At 68.4% G+C, this 18,308-nt stretch carries 17 protein-coding genes; 10 read left to right on the top strand and 7 right to left on the bottom strand.

What is annotated here, in order from left to right:
• Positions 1–102: 102 nt before the first annotated feature.
• The 3 genes from AC4HOU_RS08570 to AC4HOU_RS08560 all read right to left on the bottom strand — a co-directional run bounded on the left by AC4HOU_RS08570 (position 103) and on the right by AC4HOU_RS08560 (position 3,673).
• A complete protein-coding gene (locus AC4HOU_RS08570) occupies positions 103–828 on the bottom strand; it encodes an amino acid ABC transporter ATP-binding protein (protein WP_490724338.1) in 726 nt (241 codons plus the stop codon).
• A complete protein-coding gene (locus AC4HOU_RS08565; protein WP_490724337.1) occupies positions 829–2,619 on the bottom strand; it encodes an ABC transporter substrate-binding protein/permease in 1,791 nt (596 codons plus the stop codon).
• Between the two features lie 259 nt (positions 2,620–2,878).
• Positions 2,879–3,673, bottom strand: coding sequence for an LLM class F420-dependent oxidoreductase (locus tag AC4HOU_RS08560; RefSeq protein ID WP_195020294.1), 795 nt, complete (start codon positions 3,671–3,673; stop codon positions 2,879–2,881).
• 172 nt (positions 3,674–3,845) lie between these two features.
• Between AC4HOU_RS08560 and AC4HOU_RS08555 the strand changes: the two genes are divergently transcribed.
• A complete protein-coding gene (locus tag AC4HOU_RS08555) occupies positions 3,846–4,589 on the top strand; it encodes an oxygenase MpaB family protein (RefSeq protein WP_490724336.1) in 744 nt (247 codons plus the stop codon).
• A gap of 151 nt (positions 4,590–4,740) precedes the next feature.
• On the top strand, positions 4,741–5,838 hold the full coding sequence (locus AC4HOU_RS08550) for an ABC transporter ATP-binding protein (protein WP_163816417.1): 1,098 nt from the start codon (positions 4,741–4,743) through the stop codon (positions 5,836–5,838).
• Between the two features lie 57 nt (positions 5,839–5,895).
• Here AC4HOU_RS08550 and AC4HOU_RS08545 read toward each other — a convergent pair whose 3' ends face one another.
• Positions 5,896–6,420 carry a winged helix-turn-helix transcriptional regulator gene (locus tag AC4HOU_RS08545; protein ID WP_163816419.1) on the bottom strand — a complete coding sequence of 175 codons (525 nt, stop codon included), beginning with the start codon at positions 6,418–6,420 and terminating at the stop codon, positions 5,896–5,898.
• Positions 6,421–6,508: 88 nt separating this feature from the next.
• On the opposite strand from AC4HOU_RS08545, the gene AC4HOU_RS08540 reads away from it, so the two are divergent.
• Positions 6,509–7,678, top strand: coding sequence for a thiolase family protein (locus AC4HOU_RS08540; protein WP_490724335.1), 1,170 nt, complete (start codon positions 6,509–6,511; stop codon positions 7,676–7,678).
• Positions 7,679–7,787: 109 nt separating this feature from the next.
• On the opposite strand, the gene AC4HOU_RS08535 is transcribed toward AC4HOU_RS08540, so the two are convergent.
• Positions 7,788–8,105, bottom strand: a complete 318-nt coding sequence (locus AC4HOU_RS08535) for a hypothetical protein (RefSeq protein WP_163816423.1) — start codon at positions 8,103–8,105, stop codon at positions 7,788–7,790.
• Between the two features lie 83 nt (positions 8,106–8,188).
• Between AC4HOU_RS08535 and AC4HOU_RS08530 the strand changes: the two genes are divergently transcribed.
• Positions 8,189–9,160 carry an o-succinylbenzoate synthase gene (locus tag AC4HOU_RS08530; RefSeq protein WP_490724334.1) on the top strand — a complete coding sequence of 324 codons (972 nt, stop codon included), beginning with the start codon at positions 8,189–8,191 and terminating at the stop codon, positions 9,158–9,160.
• 302 nt (positions 9,161–9,462) lie between these two features.
• Here AC4HOU_RS08530 and AC4HOU_RS08525 read toward each other — a convergent pair whose 3' ends face one another.
• Entirely contained in the window at positions 9,463–9,975 is a 513-nt protein-coding gene (locus AC4HOU_RS08525) for a TIGR04338 family metallohydrolase (protein WP_228806631.1), read from the bottom strand.
• 271 nt (positions 9,976–10,246) lie between these two features.
• Positions 10,247–11,095 (bottom strand): DUF2786 domain-containing protein, encoded by an 849-nt coding sequence (locus AC4HOU_RS08520; protein WP_490724333.1) that lies wholly within the window; start codon positions 11,093–11,095, stop codon positions 10,247–10,249.
• Positions 11,096–11,215: 120 nt separating this feature from the next.
• Between AC4HOU_RS08520 and AC4HOU_RS08515 the strand changes: the two genes are divergently transcribed.
• The 6 genes from AC4HOU_RS08515 (at position 11,216) to AC4HOU_RS08490 (ending at position 18,238) form a co-directional block, all read left to right on the top strand.
• Positions 11,216–12,511 carry an ABC transporter substrate-binding protein gene (locus AC4HOU_RS08515; RefSeq protein ID WP_490724332.1) on the top strand — a complete coding sequence of 432 codons (1,296 nt, stop codon included), beginning with the start codon at positions 11,216–11,218 and terminating at the stop codon, positions 12,509–12,511.
• Positions 12,512–12,556: 45 nt separating this feature from the next.
• Positions 12,557–13,597 carry a carbohydrate ABC transporter permease gene (locus AC4HOU_RS08510; protein WP_490724331.1) on the top strand — a complete coding sequence of 347 codons (1,041 nt, stop codon included), beginning with the start codon at positions 12,557–12,559 and terminating at the stop codon, positions 13,595–13,597.
• Positions 13,594–14,490, top strand: a complete 897-nt coding sequence (locus AC4HOU_RS08505) for a carbohydrate ABC transporter permease (protein ID WP_416382041.1) — start codon at positions 13,594–13,596, stop codon at positions 14,488–14,490. The genes AC4HOU_RS08510 and AC4HOU_RS08505 overlap by 4 nt, the downstream gene beginning before the upstream one ends.
• A gap of 265 nt (positions 14,491–14,755) precedes the next feature.
• A complete protein-coding gene (locus AC4HOU_RS08500; protein WP_490724330.1) occupies positions 14,756–17,071 on the top strand; it encodes a transglycosylase domain-containing protein in 2,316 nt (771 codons plus the stop codon).
• A 272-nt stretch (positions 17,072–17,343) separates the two neighbouring features.
• Positions 17,344–17,802, top strand: a complete 459-nt coding sequence (locus tag AC4HOU_RS08495; protein ID WP_036541500.1) for a GyrI-like domain-containing protein — start codon at positions 17,344–17,346, stop codon at positions 17,800–17,802.
• Between the two features lie 10 nt (positions 17,803–17,812).
• Positions 17,813–18,238 carry a GyrI-like domain-containing protein gene (locus AC4HOU_RS08490; protein ID WP_195020295.1) on the top strand — a complete coding sequence of 142 codons (426 nt, stop codon included), beginning with the start codon at positions 17,813–17,815 and terminating at the stop codon, positions 18,236–18,238.
• Positions 18,239–18,308 lie beyond the last annotated feature (70 nt).

Genomic DNA, 18,308 nt, shown 5'->3' with positions numbered 1-18,308 from the left:
ATGCGTGGTAGCGACGAAATCGCCACGCCGGACGACCGGCGTGGATTCGCCGAGGCGACCAGCGCCGGTTGTGAGGCCGGGACCGACCGATGAAGCAGGCCCCTACAGCACCTGGTCGAGGAATCGGCGCAGTCGTGGCGTCTCCGCATTGTCGAACAGTGCGTCGGGGCTGCCCGCCTCCACCACCTGACCGGCGTCCATGAACACCACGCTGTCGGAGACGCTGCGGGCGAAGCCCATCTCGTGGGTCACCACGATCATCGACATACCGCCCGCGGCCAGATCCGACATCAGCGCCAGCACGCCCTTGACCAGCTCCGGGTCGAGCGCGGAGGTGGCCTCGTCGAAGAACATGATGTCCGGTTTCATGGCCAGCGCCCGCGCGATCGCCACCCGCTGCTGCTGGCCGCCGGACAGGTTGGCCGGGCGGGAATCGGCCTTACCGGCCAGCCCGACCACCTCGAGCTGCTCGAGCGCCAGCGCCCGCGCCTGCTCCTTGGACAATCCGCGCAGCTTGCGCGGGCCGAGCGCCACATTCTCGGCCACGGTCTTGTGCGGGAACAGGTTGAAATGCTGGAACACCATGCCGATGCGCTGGCGCAGCTTATCCGGGTCCTCGGTGAGCACCGACGTGCCGTCGAGCAGGATGTCGCCGGCGTCGGGTTCGTGCAGGCGGTTGAGCACCCGCAGCAGCGTGGATTTACCGGAACCGGACGGCCCGATGACGGTGGTGGTCTTGCCGGCGTCGACGTGGATGTCCACACCGCGCAGGATCTCGTTGTTCCCGAGCTTCAGCCGCAAGCCGGTGCCGGTGAGTGAGGCGCTCATCTACCCACGCCCTTCCGTGATCGCGGCCTGTTCGACCGGGTCGATGGGTTGATCGGGGCGGCCGGTACGCATGCGCCGGTCGATGTAGTTCACCAGGTGGGTGAGCGGAATCGTCAGCAGCAGATACACCAGACCGGCCGCGACCAGCGGGGACAGGTTGCCGGTCTGCGCGTTGAGGTCACGGCCGACGGCGAACAGCTCACGCTGGGCGGCGAGCAGCCCGAGGAAATAGATCAGCGACGAATCCTTGATCAGCGCGATGAACTGATTCATCAGTGCGGGCAGCACCCGGCGCACGCCCTGCGGGATCACCACCAGCGTCATCGCCTGCCGGTATCCGAAGCCGATGGCGCGGGCGGCCTCGAGCTGGCCCGGCTCCACCGACTGGATGCCGGAGCGGAAGATCTCGCCGATATAGGCCGAGGCCAGCAGCGCCAATGCCACCGCACCCAGCCAGTACGGGTTGTTTCCGGTCAGATCGCGCACCACCGGGCCGACACCGAGGCCGATCAGCAGAATGATCACCACGGCGGGCAGGCCACGGAAAATGTCGGTGTAGATCCGGGCCGGCCAGCGCAGCCACCGACTGCGCGAGATACCCGCCACCGCGAGCAACATGCCGATCGCGGTGCCGAGCACACCGGAGACGACCGCGAGGATCAATGTGTTCGGCAGGCCGGTTTTGAACAGATCCGGGAAGGCCTGCCGGTACAGCGACCAATCGAAGAAGGTGTCGCGCAATTGCTCCAGCGTCGACTTCGGTTCGGTCTGCGTCTGCTCGGCCGGTGCGCGTTCGGCGGCGATGGCGGCGAAATCCGGAAGCTCCGGCACCGGGGCGGATTTCGAGCCCGGCTTCCAGCCCGGCGGCAATTCGCGCGGCACCCACTTGCTGTAGAGCTCGGCGTAGGTGCCGTCGGCGATCACCGCGTCCAGACCGGCGTTGAGCGCGTCGACCAGCGGCTGCTTGTTCTTGCCGACCGCCCAGGCCGCGAAATTCTCCAGACTGAAGGAGTTCTCGGCGATCTTCGTGCCGTCACCGGGCGAGATCGCGCCCTCGGCCTGCGCCGACGGCGCCACCCAGGCATCGACCTGCCCGGATTTCAGGTTGGAATAGGCGGTGTTGTAATCCGGGAACTTCACCGGATCCAAACCCAGTGTGTTGACGACGTATTCGTCCTGCACCGTGCCCTGCACCACCGCGACCCGGCTGCTCGGGCCGAGATCGTCGAAACTGCCGATCGGGCTGCCGTCGGCGACGACGAGCGAGAAATAGCCGAAGTCGTAGCCGTTGGTGAAGTCCACCATCCGCCTGCGCTCTTCGGTGGTGGTGATATTGGACGAGCCGACATCGAAACGCCCACCGGCTACCTGCGCGAGCAGGCCCGCGAATTCGGTGCCGGAGAATTCCACCTGCAGACCCAGTTTCGCGCCGACCGCGCGCAGCAGTTCATTGTCGAAACCGGTGAAAGCGCCCGCGGAGTTCACGCAGATGCTCGGCGGCGCGTCCGACAGGGTGCCGACGCTCAGCTTGCCCGGGGTGATCAGCCCCAGCTTGGAGATGTCGATGGACTCCAGCGGCACCGTGGCCGGCGTGGTGTAGCGGTCCTCGCCCGCCTTGGCCGGTGAGGCCAGGTTCTTCGGCGCGGCCGCGGCCGCCTCGACCCCGGGTGGGGCGCACAGATCGCGGGCCGACGAGCCGTCACCGGAACCGCAGGCCGTCGCCAAGCCGACGACGGCGAGCAATATCACGGCGATCAACACACGAGACCGCACAGCGAGCAGACCAGCCATGGGAGAACACCCTAGCCGCCCAGCTCAGGCTATCCGGCGGCTACCGGCGCGAGCCGGGGGGCACGAGGTCGGTGACCACTGGATCGGCCCGCTCCGGCGGATTCGACCACGGTGCGAGAAATCCCGCCGCAACCGCCGGACAACGCGCTGCTAATCGGAGGACGCCGGTCGCGGGTTCCGACTCGATCGAGTGAGAAGCGTCGGCTCGCGCCGCCCCCGATCGTCGCGGGAACCTTCCGCGCGACCGCCGCGACAGGTATCAGGCGATCCCACTGATCGGCTCCGGGTTGATCTCGTCGCGCCAGTTGATCGCCTCCACGACGCGGCTCAGGTCATAATCCGGGCCACTGACGCCGACGGTGAACAGTGTCGCGCCCGCCTCGAGGAATGCGGGCGCCAGGCTGCGGCCCGGCCAGCTCACCGAGCGCTCGATCCGCCCGGGGTCGGTGCCCGCGGCGGCGCAATGGCCCCCGAGGATGCCGCTCTTGCGGGTGAAGACCTCGAGATCGCCGAAGCTGTGCCAGATATCGGCGTGTTCGGCGACCAGGCGCAGCGTCTTGCGTTCACCGCCACCGCCGATGAGCATCGGGATATCGCGTACCGGCTGCGGATTCAGCTTCTTCATCCGCGCGTCGATCCGGGCCAGGGACGATTTCAGCAGGTCCAGCCGGGTGCCAGGGGTGCCGAATTCATAGCCGTACTCGGCGTAATCCCGTTCGAACCAGCCGCCGCCGATCCCGAGGATCAGCCTGCCGCCGCTGATGTGGTCGACGGTGCGCGCCATATCGGCGAGCAGATCCGGATTGCGATAACCACCGCCGGTGACCAGCGCGCCGATCTCGACCCGCTCGGTCTGCTCGGCGAACGCGCCGAGCATGGTCCAGCATTCGAAATGCGCGCCGTCGGGATCGCCGGTGAGCGGGAAGAAGTGGTCCCAGTTGAAGACGATGTCAACGCCCGCGTCCTCTGCCCGCCGCACCGCGTCCCGGATCAGGCCGTATTCGGACGCGTGTTGCGGTTGCAGCTGAACTCCCACACGAACCGGTCGGCTCATCGCGTTGACTCCTCGTCGCTCGGGGCGCTTGCCCGACCGAGGCTACCGCCGTGCGCGTATTCCGGCCGGGCGAACCGCGCGCAGCCATGGCCCGGCTGATAGAGTGAGAGATATCTTGCCTCACAATCTCATCGACTGATCGGCGGGTTCCGCGTCGGAAATGGTGGTGCACATGGCTGGTCACCGGAAGGACGGCGAATCCGGTTCGCTACTACGACGACATCTGGGTGACCGGCGCTTCCTGCTGGCGCTGCCGCGTGCGGTGACCTTGCAGATCCTGCATCCGGCGATCGCGACCGCGTTCGTGGACCACGTCCCGTATCGGCTCTGGTGGCACAAGCGGCGCACGGTTCTGCAGATGATTCGCCTGGCCTATGACGAACGCGACGGGCGCCCGATCATCCGGTACGGGCACGAGCACGTGAAGGGGCGCGATCAGCTCGGGCGCCGCTATCACGCGCTGCACCCCGAGCTGTTCCATTTCCAGCACGCGACCTACGTCGACACCCTGTTCACCGCGGTGAACACCTTCGACGTCCCACTCTCGGCCGCTGAGCACGAACAGCTGTACGCCGAATGTTGTGACTGGTACCGGCTTTACGGCGTGTCGGCGCGGTACATGCCCGAAACGTGGGCCGAATTCCAGCACTACTTCGCCGAGGTCTGCGCCACCCGGCTGCGCCTCACACCCCACGGTGCGCAGTTGGCCCCGCAGGCACTGCGACCCGACGCGTGGGTGCCGCGACTGACACCCGGCTATGCGATCCGCGGGCTGCTGCACGAACGCGCCGCCGAACTACTCGGCGTCACCGTGAGCGCGCGCGACCGGGCGGCGCTGCGTGCATATGCGGCCACCCTCCGGTCCGGCGCGCAGCTCGCTCCCCGAGCGCTGCGGTACGTCCCGACCGCCCGGTGAGATAGGTGCCCGGCGCCCCGGATCGGCCCTCGCGGCGGCGCGGCCCACACCGACCGGCGCTGCGGGGCGAGCGCACCGCACGTAAGATCCGCCGGAACCCTCTACTCGGATCGTCCGGCACGTTCCTGCCGGTGAAGGGAAGTGATCTGCCGTGGCTACGGTGACCTTCGACCAGGCCACCCGGTTGTACCCGGGCGCTGGTAAACCGGCTGTCGACCAGTTGAACCTGGAGATCGCCGACGGTGAATTCCTGGTCCTGGTCGGGCCGTCCGGCTGCGGGAAATCCACCTCGCTGCGGATGCTGGCCGGTCTGGAGGAGGTCAACGGCGGCCGGATCCTGATCGGCGAGCGGGACGTGACGCACGCCGAGCCGAAGGAACGCGATATCGCGATGGTGTTCCAGAACTACGCGCTCTACCCGCATATGACCGTCGCGGAGAACATGGGCTTCGCGCTCAAGCTCGCCAAGGTGAACAAGGCTGAGACCAAGCAGCGGGTGCTGGAGGCGGCGAAACTGCTGGACCTCGAGCCCTACCTGGACCGCAAGCCCAAGGCGCTGTCCGGTGGTCAGCGGCAGCGCGTCGCCATGGGTCGCGCCATCGTGCGGCAGCCGCAAGTGTTCCTGATGGACGAGCCGCTGTCGAACCTCGACGCCAAGCTCCGGGTGCAGACCCGCACCCAGATCGCGCAATTGCAGCGCAGACTCGGCACCACCACGGTGTATGTCACCCACGACCAGGTCGAGGCCATGACCATGGGCGATCGGGTCGCCGTGCTGCGCGACGGACTGCTGCAGCAGTGCGCCTCGCCGCGCGATCTGTACCGCGATCCGGCCAACGTGTTCGTCGCGGGGTTCATGGGCTCGCCCGCGATGAATCTGTTCACCCTGCCCGTCTCCGACGGCACCGTCTCCCTCGGCGGACACCGGTTGACGCTGCCGCGCTCGGTGGCCGACGCGAGCAATGGCTCGGTGACCGTCGGCGTGCGGCCGGAGCATCTGGAGATCGGCGGGGACGGTTCCGCGCTCACCAAGGGCGGCGCCGGGATCGAGATGGAGGTGGACGTGGTCGAGGAACTCGGCTCCGACGCCTACATCTACGGACGCACCATCGCCGACGATGCCGGCGAAACGATTGTGGCCCGCGCGGATTGGCGTAACCCGCCGGCCAAGGGCGAGCGGGTGCTGCTCACCGCCGACCCGGAACACACCTACTTCTTCGCCGCCGACGACGGACGCCGGCTGAACTGAGACCGCACGTCCGCCCGGCTCGTACCGGGCGGACGAATCTCGCAGCGGTTAGACACGCTAGGTGCGGTCGGCGCCCGGCCCACCTCTGGACCGCACCCACTCCTCGTTCAGCCGCACACCGAGCTGCTCGAGCGCGATCTCTCGTCCGGATTCGCTGCGCACCTGCACGCGCACCGGCGCCCCGGTGGATTCCTCGACCAGTTGCAACGGCGCGGGGCCGGGCTGCAAGTAGGTGTCGCCCCACTGCATCAACGCCAGCACCACGGGCAGCAGATCGCGACCCTTGCCGGTGAGCACGTACTCATGGCGGGTTCGTTTGCCTTCGTCCTGGTAGGGGCGTTTCTCCAGCAGCCCTGCCGCGGTGAGCTTGCGCAATTGGCTCGCGGCCGCGGCATCGGTGATGCCGACTCGTGCCGCGAAGCCGTCGAATCTGGTGGTGCCGTAATAGGCCTCGCGCAATATCAGGATGGCCGAGCGAGTGCCGACCACGTCGAGCGCCTTCGCGATCGAGCAGTGCTCGGGTTTCCATGAGCTGAGGTCGGCGAGAGGCCCTTCCATCACGGCTGCCATGACCAGCATCATACCGACCCTGACTTGCCTCCACTATTGCCAGACGTACCCTGGCTATATAGCGTCATAGTCAGATGTGACGCGATCGGAAGGAAGAACCATGAGAGACGCGGTCATCGTCGAGGCAGTCCGCACGCCGATCGGCAAGGGCAAGCCGAATGGAGCCCTGCACGACGTCCACCCGGTCGACCTGCTCGCCCACAGCCTGCGCGCGGTGGTGGAGCGCAGCGGCATCGATCCCGAGCTCATCGACGACGTCATCGGCGGCATCGTCACCCAGGTCGGTGAGCAGGGCGTGAATATGACCCGCCGCGCCGCCCTGGCCGCAGGCTTTCCCGAGTCGGTGCCTGCCACCACGGTGGACCGCCAGTGCGGCAGCAGTCAGCAGGCCATTCACTTCGCGGCACAGGGCGTCATCTCGGGCGCCTACGACATCGTGGTCGCCGCGGGCGTGGAATCGATGGGGCGGGTGCCGATGGGCGCGAGCCTGATCGGCACCGAGGATCCGTCCGGCGCCGGATTCGCCGAGCGCTATCCGGAGGGATGGGTGCCGCAGGGCATCAGCGCCGAACTGATCGCCGCCACTTGGGGATTGACTCGGACCCAGCTCGACGAATTCGCACTGACCAGCCACGACAAGGCGGCCACCGCCACCAAGGACGGACGATTCGACGCCGAGCTCGCACCCATCGCCGGACTGAGCACCGATGAGGGCATCCGGGTGGGCAGCACCATGGACACCCTCGCGAGCCTGCGCCCGGCCTACTACGACCCCGCCATGGCCGAACGGTTTCCGCAGATCGGCTGGCAGATCACCGCGGCGACGGCCAGCCAGGTCAGCGACGGCAGCGCGGCCGTACTGATCATGACCAGTGAGAAGGCCGCTCAGCTCGGTCTGCGACCGCTCGCCCGGCTGCACAGCTTCGCCGTCGCCGGTGACGATCCGCTGCTGATGCTCACCGCGGTGATCCCGGCCACCCGAAAGGTCTTGCGGCGGGCCGGGCTACAGCTGTCCGATATCGACCTGATCGAGATCAACGAGGCATTCTCACCGGTGGTGCTGGCCTGGGCACACGACACGGGTGCGGATATGAGCCGAGTGAACGTCAATGGCGGAGCGATCGCGATCGGGCATCCCCTCGGCGCATCGGGGGCCCGGCTGATGACGACTCTGGTGCACGCCATGCAGGAACGTGGCGCGCGATTCGGTCTGCAAACGATGTGCGAGGCAGGAGGTTTGGCGAACGCGACGATCGTCGAACGACTCTGAACCGAACGTGCGGCGAGCGAGCGCGGATGGGCGGGTCGGGTGTACAGCCGAGGGCACATCGGCGCCCGGCCCGCCCGTTCGAGCTCACACGCCCCGATCCCGGACCGCCTCAGCCAGGCGCGGTGAAGATGGCGACCAGGAATCCGCACACCCAGGCTCCGGCGAACAGTGGCGCGCCGATCAAGGGCGCCCAGCCGATCGGGCGTCTGCTCCGGACGGCATCGAGCACGGACACGACGACAGTGCCGATCGTCAGCGCGAAGCCGACGACGGCGATCGCGTACGCGGCCGTCAGGTCGTGTGGGCGTGCCGACTCGCGGCCGGTCAGCTCGTACCACTCCAGCAATTGGATTGTCACCCAGCCGGTTCCGGCCGTGATCAGGGTCGCGGGGATCGCGCGTGCGAGATCCGGGATTCGCCGTCGCACAGTTCGAGTGTGCGGGCGCCGCGGCGGCGCGGCAATACCGAGGGCGAATCCACGACCGGACCGAGCCGACTACCCTGCTGACGATGAGCGAGGTCGAAGCCGTCGGCGTGTACGCGGTACCCATGCGCACCCGGTTCCGTGGCATCACCGTGCGCGAGGGGATGCTGGTGCGCGGACCGCTCGGCTGGGGTGAGTTCTGCGCGTTTCCCGAGTACGACGACCGGGAGGCCGCGCAGTGGCTGGCCACCGCCGTCGAGCAGGTGACGGTCGGCTGGCCCGCGCCGGTGCGGGATCGGATACCGGTGAACTGCACGGTGCCCGCGGTCGGGCCGGAACGGGCGCATGCCATCGTCGCGGGGTCGGGGTGCCGCACCGCCAAGGTGAAGGTGGCCGATCATCCCGGCTCGCTATCGGAGGATGTGGCGCGGGTCGAGGCGGTGCGTGATGCGCTCGGCCCGGACGGTGCGGTGCGGGTGGACGCCAACGCGCTCTGGGATGTGGAGACCGCGGTACGGAATATCCGCGAGATCGACCGGGCGGCAGGCGGTCTCGAATACGTCGAGCAGCCCTGCCGCACGATCGACGAACTGGCCGCGGTGCGCGGGCGAGTGGAGGTGCGGATCGCCGCGGACGAATCCATTCGGCGGGCCGAGGATCCGCTGCGTGTGGCGGTCGCGGGCGCCGCCGATATCGCGGTGCTGAAGTGCACACCGCTGGGCGGAGTGCGCCGCGCGCTCGAGGTCGCCGATGCCGCCGGACTCCCGTGCGTGGTGTCCTCGGCACTGGAGACCAGCGTCGGGCTGTCGGCGCAGGTCGCGCTCGCCGCGACGCTGCCCGGGCTCGACTTCGCTTGCGGGCTCGGCACCGTCGCGCTGTTCGAGGGCGATGTGGTGGCCGAACCACTGCTACCGGTGGACGGGTACCTCCCCGTCCCGCGCACACCACCGGTGCCCGACCCGGACCTGCTGGAGCGTTACCGGCATCCCGACCCGGACCGGACCGCCTGGTGGTACGACCGCTTCGACCGAGTACACGCCCTCCTCGGCCGCCGCTAGCCCGGCGGCCGGATCACCGCGTCAGCGGACGTGCGTGGTGCCGGAGCAGCGCACCGGCGGAACGGGCACGAAGCCGGTGTTGGTCACCGAAACGTCGAGGCGAACCGGCCCCGGGCCGGTGTGGATGGTGAACCCACATGTCGTGGACAGCCTTTCGCCGGAACGAAACGAGATCGGCAGCCCTTCTCGACCAACGATATTCGGTGCGCGGCGGATACACCCTTCGGTCCAGCCCCCTTGACGGTTACGCGGAGCGGGCGGCTGTGAGCACTACGACATTTCCGTTCGAGTGCGTGGCCGGATCAACCGAAACGCACGCCGCAACCGGTCATGGTGCCGCGCAGCAGCAGCGCCGCTTCCGGGCCTATCACGCCGTCTACCAATTCGACGTATCTGGTACAGAATTCGGGGCCGTGCGGGGCCTGCTCACCCGGACGCGGTTCGAGATGATGGGTCAGCTCGTGCAGCACCACCAATTCCCGCAGCGCCCAGGCGGTTCCGCCGGTATGCAGCGGGACGGCGAGCACCGCGCCGTCGGCCTCGTAATGGGCCGCGGTGGTACCCACTCGGGAACGCACCCGCACCGGCGTACCGGCCCGGGCCCATTGCCGCGCGACCCAGTTCAATGCCAGCACCCGATCGCAATAGGTCTGCACCGACTCGACGGAGGCGAACCGGCGCTCCACCGGCAAGGTGATCTGCGAACCGAACACCTCCACGGTGCGGTTGCCGAACTCGTCGGCCCGATCGAACGCACCGCGCACCAACTGCTCGGCGTCGTAGACCCGGGCCCGCTGACTGTCTCGCACGCTCATCACGGCACCACCCGCGCTGCGCTGGGGGTCGGCCGGCTCATCCACGCCGGATGGACCACGGTGGAACGTGGACGACACGTCGGCCGGGATGCGGGCACGGTGACGTGGCGCCGGTCGAGGTACCGCGGTCGGCGGGCACTTGTGCTCCAGGCCCAGCTCGACCCGAGGCATCCGCGACGCCGACCGCAGACGCTGAATCTGTCGCGGTGGTGCGCGGGCGCGATCGTGGTTGGCTCGTTCGAGCTGGGCCGGGCAGGAGGCCGGGACACGGTCAGTCCGCGCGGCGTGCGGTGAGGCGGCCGCGCGGGGCGGGGAGTTCAGGGGAGGTGCCGAGGCGGGCGGCGCGACCCGCGCGGTCGCCCGCGGTGCGAGCGGCGGGCGCGTACCCGGTGGACGCCTGCGGGCCGCGCCAGGTGCCGCGAGCTTCGGAGGTGCGGGTGTAGAAATCGACCAGCTCGATCTCCTTGTTGCGCAGGGCGAGCGCGGTTGCGGTGGACGCGGCGGCGGGTTCGGCGCGGGCCTCGGTCTCCACTTCCGATTTCACCTCGGCCAGCCGTTTGCCGATACGAGCCGCGAACGCCATCTGGAAGTTCAGCCGGGCCGTCACCGCGGCGACCGGCGCCTGCACCCGGCGGCGCACCCGGCGGCCGCCGCGCACCTCGACGACGATCTTCTCCACCGTCGCCGACCGGTAGGCGCCGGACTTGATGTACTGGTCGGAGGCTCGCACCATCTGCACCAGCAGGCTGGTGTAGAGCGCCTCGCAGGTGTCGATATCGGAGTCGAAGCCGTAGGCGTAGACCTGGGTGGAGGTCCTGGCCACATCGCAGCGCACATCGTTTGCCGAGGCGATAGCCACGAACAGCTGGACGTAGGTGCGCAGGCCCTTACGCCCGGGCTCGCCGATCGGGATGATCCGCTGGATCGGGGTGGGTCTGCGCTCGCGGCCGGCCACATGGGCGCGCGCCACGGCCAGATCGATCGAGGAGCGGGTGGCCAGCCGTTGCGCGGCGGCGAGGAAGGCTTCGGCCTCGTGCTCGTTGTCGGTCGACTCGGCCTTGCGCAGCAGCCCGCCGATGCGGGTCAGCATCTTGTCCGGGGCGGGATCTGCGACAGTCATCGCGAACCAGCCTAGGCATACCGACCGACATGCCCGGGCGCGTCGGGTGATCAACATGTATGTTGCGTTGTGCACCGCCGGGTGTGCTGCCGCTCACGTCTCGACCTTGGAGTTTCCGCGATGGCTTTGAAGAAGGTGTCCCTACGTGCTGCTCTCGTGTCCCGTGCCGCGCTCACGGTGGCCTCGGCGGCGGTGCTGACCACGGCCTTCGCCACCGCGTGCACCAGCGACAGCGGCGGCAACCCGACCAGTGAGAACCTCACCGGACGCGGGCCCATCACCTACGTCGAGGGCAAGGACACCACCGAGACGGGTGTCGTCAAGCAGCTCATCGACCGGTGGAACGCGGCCCACCCGGACGAGCAGGTCACCTACAAGGAGCAGTCCAACGACGCCTCCCAGCAGTACGACGACCTGGTCGAGCACATGCGCTCCAAGTCCTCGGACTACGACGTGTTCGCCATGGACGTGCCGTGGACCGCTGAGTTCGCCGCCAAGGGCTGGATCCAGCCGCTGAAGGACTCCTTCGCCATCGACACCTCGGCCCTGCTGCCGCCGACGGTGGCCAGCGCCACCTACAACAACACCCTCTACGCGGCCCCGCGCAACACCAACGGCGGCCTGCTGTTCTACCGCACCGACCTGGTGCCGAACCCGCCCAAGACCTGGGACGAGATGCTCGGCATGTGCAATATCGCGCGGGAGAACAACATCGGCTGCTACGCCGGCCAGCTCAAGAACTACGAGGGCCTGACCGTGAACACCGCCGAGGTGATCAACGCCTACGGCGGCACCTTCGTCGGATCCGACGGCAAGACCCCAACCGTGGACAGCCCGCAGGCCCGCGCCGGCCTCGGCAGGCTGGTCGAGGCCTACAAGCGCGGCGACATCCCGCCGGAGGCGGTCACCTTCACCGAGACCGAGAGCGGCGCCGCCTTCACCCAGGGCAAGCTGATGTTCCTGCGCTCGTGGCCGTCCACCTTCGGTGACGCAGGCTCGGAATCGTCGGTGGTGCGCGACAAGTTCGCCGTCGCCCCGCTGCCGGGCGAGTCCGGCATCGGCGCCTCGACCCTCGGCGGCTACAACGCCGCGATCAGCGCGTTCTCCAAGAACAAGGCCACCGCCCTCGACTTCCTTCGCTTCCTGATCAGCGAAGACGCCCAGCACATCGTCGCCTCCGGCGCGCTGCCCTCGGTGCGCGAATCGATGTACGACGATCCGGCCCTCATCGCCAAGATGCCCTACCTGCCCGCCCTCAAGGACTCGATCTCCAACGCCGTGCCGCGCCCGGTGACGCCGTTCTACCCGGCGGTGTCGAAGGCCATCCGCGACAATGCCTTCGCCGCCCTGAAGGGCGAGAAGTCGGTGGACGATGCGATCATCGGCATGCAGAAGGGCATCGAGGCGGCCGGTTAGCGGGAAGTTCGGACGGACCCGACCTGCCGGATGAGGAGAGAACGGGTGTCGGATCCTTCGGGAACGGATACGGCCGTGCGGAAGGTGCGCGCGGGCGAAGCGGATGAACCACCGCGGAACAAGCGCGGCTGGGGCGCGGTGATCGCCGACGAGCTGCGGCGCTCCGGTAAGGCGTGGATGTTCGTCGCGCCGGTGCTGGTCGCGCTCGCCGTGGTCATCGGCTACCCGGTGTTCCGGGCGCTGTGGATGTCGTTCCAGCAGGATTCGGGCGGCATCGACCCCGAGACCGGCATGTTCATCGAGGGCGGCAGCGCCGGGTTCTCCAACTACACGCACTGGCTGCTGCAGCAGTGCGAGACCGCGGCGGGCACCGTCGACTGCCCGACCGGCAACCTTGGCTCGCAATTCTGGCTGGCCATCGGCGTCACGCTGTTCCTGACCGTGGTCACGGTGTCGCTCGAGGTGGTCCTCGGCCTCGCCATGGCCGTGGTGATGGGCAAGACCTTCAAGGGCCGGGCGCTGCTGCGCGCCGCCGTGCTCATCCCGTGGGCGATCCCGACCGCGGTGACGGCGCGGCTGTGGGAATTCATGTTCCAGTACGACGGCGTGGTCAACCGGGTGCTCGGCACCGGGATCCTGTGGACCTCCGACGAATGGCCCGCCCGGTTCGCGGTGATCGCGGCCGACGTATGGAAGACGACGCCCTTCATGGCCTTGCTGCTGCTGGCCGGTTTGCAGGTGATCCCGAACGACGTCTACGAGGCCGCGAAGGTCGACGGCGCCTCGGCCTGGCAGCGCTTCGTGCACATCACCTTGCCGCTGCTCAAGCCCGCCCTGCTGGTCGCGATCCTGTTCCGCACCATGGACGCGCTGCGCATGTACGACCTGCCCGCCATCATGACCGCCGACAACCCCGCCACCCGCACGGTGTCGATGCTGGTGGTCGAACAGGTCCGGCAAGGTCCCAACAGTGCCGCCGCGCTGTCGACGATCACCTTCCTGATGATCTTCGCGGTGGCGTTCGTGTTGGTGAAGGTGCTGGGCGCGAACGCGGTCCGCACCCAGGAAGAGCAGCGGAAGGCATGATGGCCGCGACCACGATGACGAAAGAGAAGCCCGCCGCGCCCGTCACCAGGAACGTGCCGTGGACCCGCAGGCTCGGCTCGGCGCGGCTCTACATCGGCGCGTTGATCGTGCTGGTGTGGGGGCTCGGCCCGTTCTACTGGATGGCGGTCACCGCGTTCCGCGACCCGCGCTACACCTTCGACAACACGCCGTGGCCCACGCATCTGACACTGGAGAACTTCCGCGACGTCTTCGACACCAGCCGCGGCAACGACTTCGGTCAGGCGATGGTGAACAGCGTCATCATCGGCTCCATCACCACCGTCATCGCGTTGCTGCTCGGCGTGCTGGCCGCCTACGCGCTGGCGCGGCTGACCTTCCGCGGCAAGTACCTGGTGTCGGGGCTGATCCTGAGCGCGTCGATGTTCCCGGTGGTCGTGCTGGTCACCCCGCTGTTCCAGCTGTTCACCGATCTGGGCTGGATCGGCAAGTACCAGGCGATGATCATCCCGAACATCTCCTTCGTGCTGCCGATGACGGTCTACATCCTCGCCGCCTTCTTCGCCGAACTGCCGTGGGAGCTCGAGGAGGCCGCCCGCATCGACGGCGCCACCAAACTGCAGGCGTTCCGGCTGGTGATGCTGCCACTGGCGGCGCCGGCGGTGTTCACCACCGCGATCCTGGCGTTCATCGCCGCGGTCAACGAGTACCTGCTCGCGCGGCTGCTCTCCAGTGAGTCGACCAAGCCGGTGACGGTCGCGATCGCCGGTTTCTCCGGCAACAACCCGCTGGTCCAGCCGTACGCCTCGATCATGGCGGCGGGCACGCTGGTGACGATTCCGCTGGTGATCATGGTGCTGCTGTTCCAGCGGCGGATCATCTCCGGTCTGACCGCTGGTGGCGTCAAGAGCTGAGGGCGGCGGTGCCTGGCTCTCCGCTCGGCACCCGGCCCGCTCGGCCGTTCATCGCGAGCTCTGGCGCGGGAACCGGTCGTCATCAAGCACCGTCCGTCGCGGCGCGCGTCCCGCTCCGGGCCGGCAAACAGTGGGCTAGCTATCGTCCAGCTATGATCGGCGGGGTAAGTCTGTGCCCGTTTCCGGTACCCAGGCGGGTGTGGATCGGTGACGATGTGTGATCAGACGGTGGGGTAGCCGAGTTTTACCGACGCTCCGGGAGGAGATGATCGTGAGCTCGTTTCGTGACCGGCTCCGCGGTGGCCGATCTCCGGAGCCGGAGTACGCCTCGATCAGCGGATTCGACCCGCGCGCCGGAAAATCGGAGGACGGTGGTTCCACCGGCAGGAGGTCCGGACGCGAGCCGGAGGGCCCGGATCGAAGACCGCGCACCCGTGGTAGCCGGATCCGCAGGCTGATCCTCGCGCTGTTCGTCATCTTCATCGCCGTGCCCGCGCTACTGATGGCGCTGTTCTACTGGAGTGCCGAGATCCCCTCGCCGTCGGCGATGCGCACCAACCAGATCGCCACCATCACCGCCGCCGACGGCAGCACGGTGATCGCGAAGGTCGTCCCGCCCGAGGGCAATCGCACACCGGTCCCGCTCGCCGAGGTCCCGGTGCACGTGCGCAATGCGATGCTCTCGGCCGAGGACCGCAATTTCTACACCAACCCCGGCTACTCGATCCCCGCCTTCCTCCGCGCCGCCAGGGACAACCTGCTCGGCAAGGAGAACGCCGGCGGTGGTTCGACCATCACCCAGCAGTATGTGAAGAACGCCTTCCTCGACTCCGAGCGCACCGTCACCCGGAAGATGCGCGAGCTGGTGATCGCGGCCAAGATGGCCCGCGAATGGAGCAAAGACGACATCCTCGCCGCCTACCTCAACACCATCTACTACGGGCGCGGCGCCTACGGCATCGCGGCCGCGGCGAAGGCGTACTTCAACAAGCCGGTCCCGGAGCTCACCCTGGCCGAGGGCGCGGTGCTGGCCGCGCTGGTCCGCTCACCGTCGATCCTGGATCCGGAAACCCATCTCGAGGATCTGAAGGCGCGCTGGCGGTATGTGCTCGACGGCATGGTCGAGATGGGCGTGCTGAACCGAGCCGACCGCGAGACCGCGACCTTCCCGCCGATCATCCCGATCACCGACGTCGCCGACGACGGTGCCGCGCGCGGGCCCGAGGGCCTGATCCGCACCCAGGTGCTGCGCGAACTGCGCGCGGCGGGCATCTCCGAACACGAACTCAATACCGGTGCCCTGCAGATCACCACCACCATCGACCCCAAGGCGCAGCAGGCGGCGGTGGCCGCGGCGCAGAGCGCGATGGAAGGCCAGCCGCCCGAACTGCGCACCGCGGTGGTGTCGATCGATCCGCGCACGGGCGCGGTGCGGGCCTATTACGGCGGCGCCGACGGTGTCGGATTCGATTTCGCGCAGGCCCCGGTGCAGACCGGTTCGGCGTTCAAGACCTTCGCGGTACTGGCGGCCCAGCGTCAGGGCATCTCCATGGCCAAGCAGTTCGACAGTTCACCGGTGCAGGTCAACGACGTGCTCGTGCGCAACGTGGACAACGAGTCATGCGGCACCTGCTCGCTGGCCGAGGCGTTCAAACGGTCCCTCAACACCAGCTTCTACCGGCTCACCCAGTCGATGTTCAACGGTCCGCAGGCCACCGCCGACGCCGCGCATCAGGCCGGGATCCCGGAGGAGATTCCCGGGGTGCCCGGCCGCTCGCTGAGTGAGAACGGCGGGCCGCCCGCGCCGTCCATCGTGCTCGGCGTGTACCAGGTGCGCCCGATCGATATGGCCTCGGCGTACGCGACCATCGCCGCCTCCGGCAGGTATCACCAGCCGTATTTCGTGCAGCGGGTGGTGACCGGCACCGGCCGGGTGCTGCTCGATCGCGGCGCCCCGGAACATCAGGTGGGCCAGCAGCTGCCACCCGGTGAACAGCGCTTCCCCGCGGCCATCGCCGACCGCACCACCCAGGCCATGCTGCCGATCGCCGCCTACTCCAACGGGCACGCCCTCGACGGCAGGCCATCGGCGGCCAAAACCGGCACCACCCAGCTGGGCGACACCGGCGAGAACAAGGACGCCTGGATGGTCGGTTTCACGCCGTCGCTGTCGACGGCGGTGTGGGTGGGAACCGAACACTCGCAGGCGATCCGCACCGCGGGCGGCGCCCGCATCTACGGTTCCGGCCTGCCCGCCGACATCTGGAAGCAGACCATGGACGGCGCGCTGGAAGGCACACCGGCAGAGAACTTCCCGGTTCCCGAAGGCGGGTCCGGGCAGCCGATCATTCCGGCCGGTCCACCCCAGCCCTCCGGCGGGCCCTACGACATCCTGAACCCGCCACCCGGCGAGCAGCCGCGCGGACCGGAGATCATCTTCCCGCCCGCCCCGCAGGCCCCACAGCCCGAACCGCAGGAACCCATCGTCATCTTCCCGCCGGCACCCCCGCCACCACCGCCGCCGCCCCCGCCGCGGCAGGTGGAGATCCTGCCGGGAATCGTGATTCCGGTGCCGGGATGACGCCGGGGGAACGCAACCCATGTCAGCATCGTTTGCCAGGGTGAGAGCGTGACCGTGCGGCAGCGGCACCGGGCCGACGCCGACGCCGCCGGATCGATGCGGAAGGATAAGCGACGAGCGACACGACAGCGGCGCGAGCAGCGGCCCGCAGGCGGTAGCCCGCGTGCCACGCAGCAGCCGGGGAGCGCCGCCGAAACGAACACCGCGGCACGAGCGGAGGGCCCGGCGCGTGCCGCCAACTGAACGACAGACGAGAAATAGGGGCTACGCCGGTGGATTTCAATGTCGTTGACCGCCAAGAGACATTGGTGGCGGGAACCGTGCTCCGCAGCCCGGCACTGGCTGTGGAGGGGCCGCGGCGCACCAAGGTGGAAGAAGCGTGGAAGCGCAATCTGGCGCGTGCGCTACCCGGTCCGCCGGCGAGCGCGTTCGTCGACCACGCGCCCGAGATCAACTCGTATCTGACCCATATCGTCGGCTACCGCTGCCGCAGTCTCGATGACCTGCTACCCGGTGACGTACTCGCCCGGATCCCGGCAGGCAAGTTCGCCCGGTTCACCCTCAGCGGTGACGATCTCGGCGACACCGTGGTGACGGTATGGCGCGCGATCTGGGACGCCGAGGCCGCGGGCCGGCTGGAGCGTTCCTACACAGGCGATTTCGAGCGCTACCCCGACAACCGGACGGTCGAGGTCTTCGTGGCGCTGGCAGACGATTCGGTGGACGGGTAGGAACAACGCTGTGGACTTCGAGATAGTCACCCTGGACGAAAGCCTGGTCGCCGGACTCACCGTGCCGCTGGCCGGCCGCGAGGTCGCCGCCCGCGACCTGGACCTGGTGAACTTCACCTGGGACCGGTACCTGGCCAGGGAGAAGAACGTGCCACGGGTCGCGGCCTACATCGGCCAGAACGATCACGCGGTGGCGGTGCTCGGCTACGAGGTGTCGTCGATGGACGAGATGGACGCGGGCGATGTGGTCACCCGCGTGCCGAGCGGCCGGTACGCCAAGTTCGTCGTCTCCGACAAGCCCTACGACCTGCTGCGCACGGCCTGGGCGCAGGTGCGCAAGGCCGAAAGCGCCGGCACCATCACCCGCTCACACGCGGCCGAGATCGAGCGCTACACCGGGCCCACCTCGGTGGAGGTGTACGTCTCGCTCGACTGAGCACGAATACGAGGAAGCCGGTCGAAGCATTCGCTTCGACCGGCTTTCCGCCGTTTCGACCCGGGGTGGA

Source organism: Nocardia sp. JCM 38205, from assembly GCF_058222935.1.
Note: the sequence above shows the minus strand (reverse complement) of the source record. Positions and strands in the feature narration are given on the sequence as shown.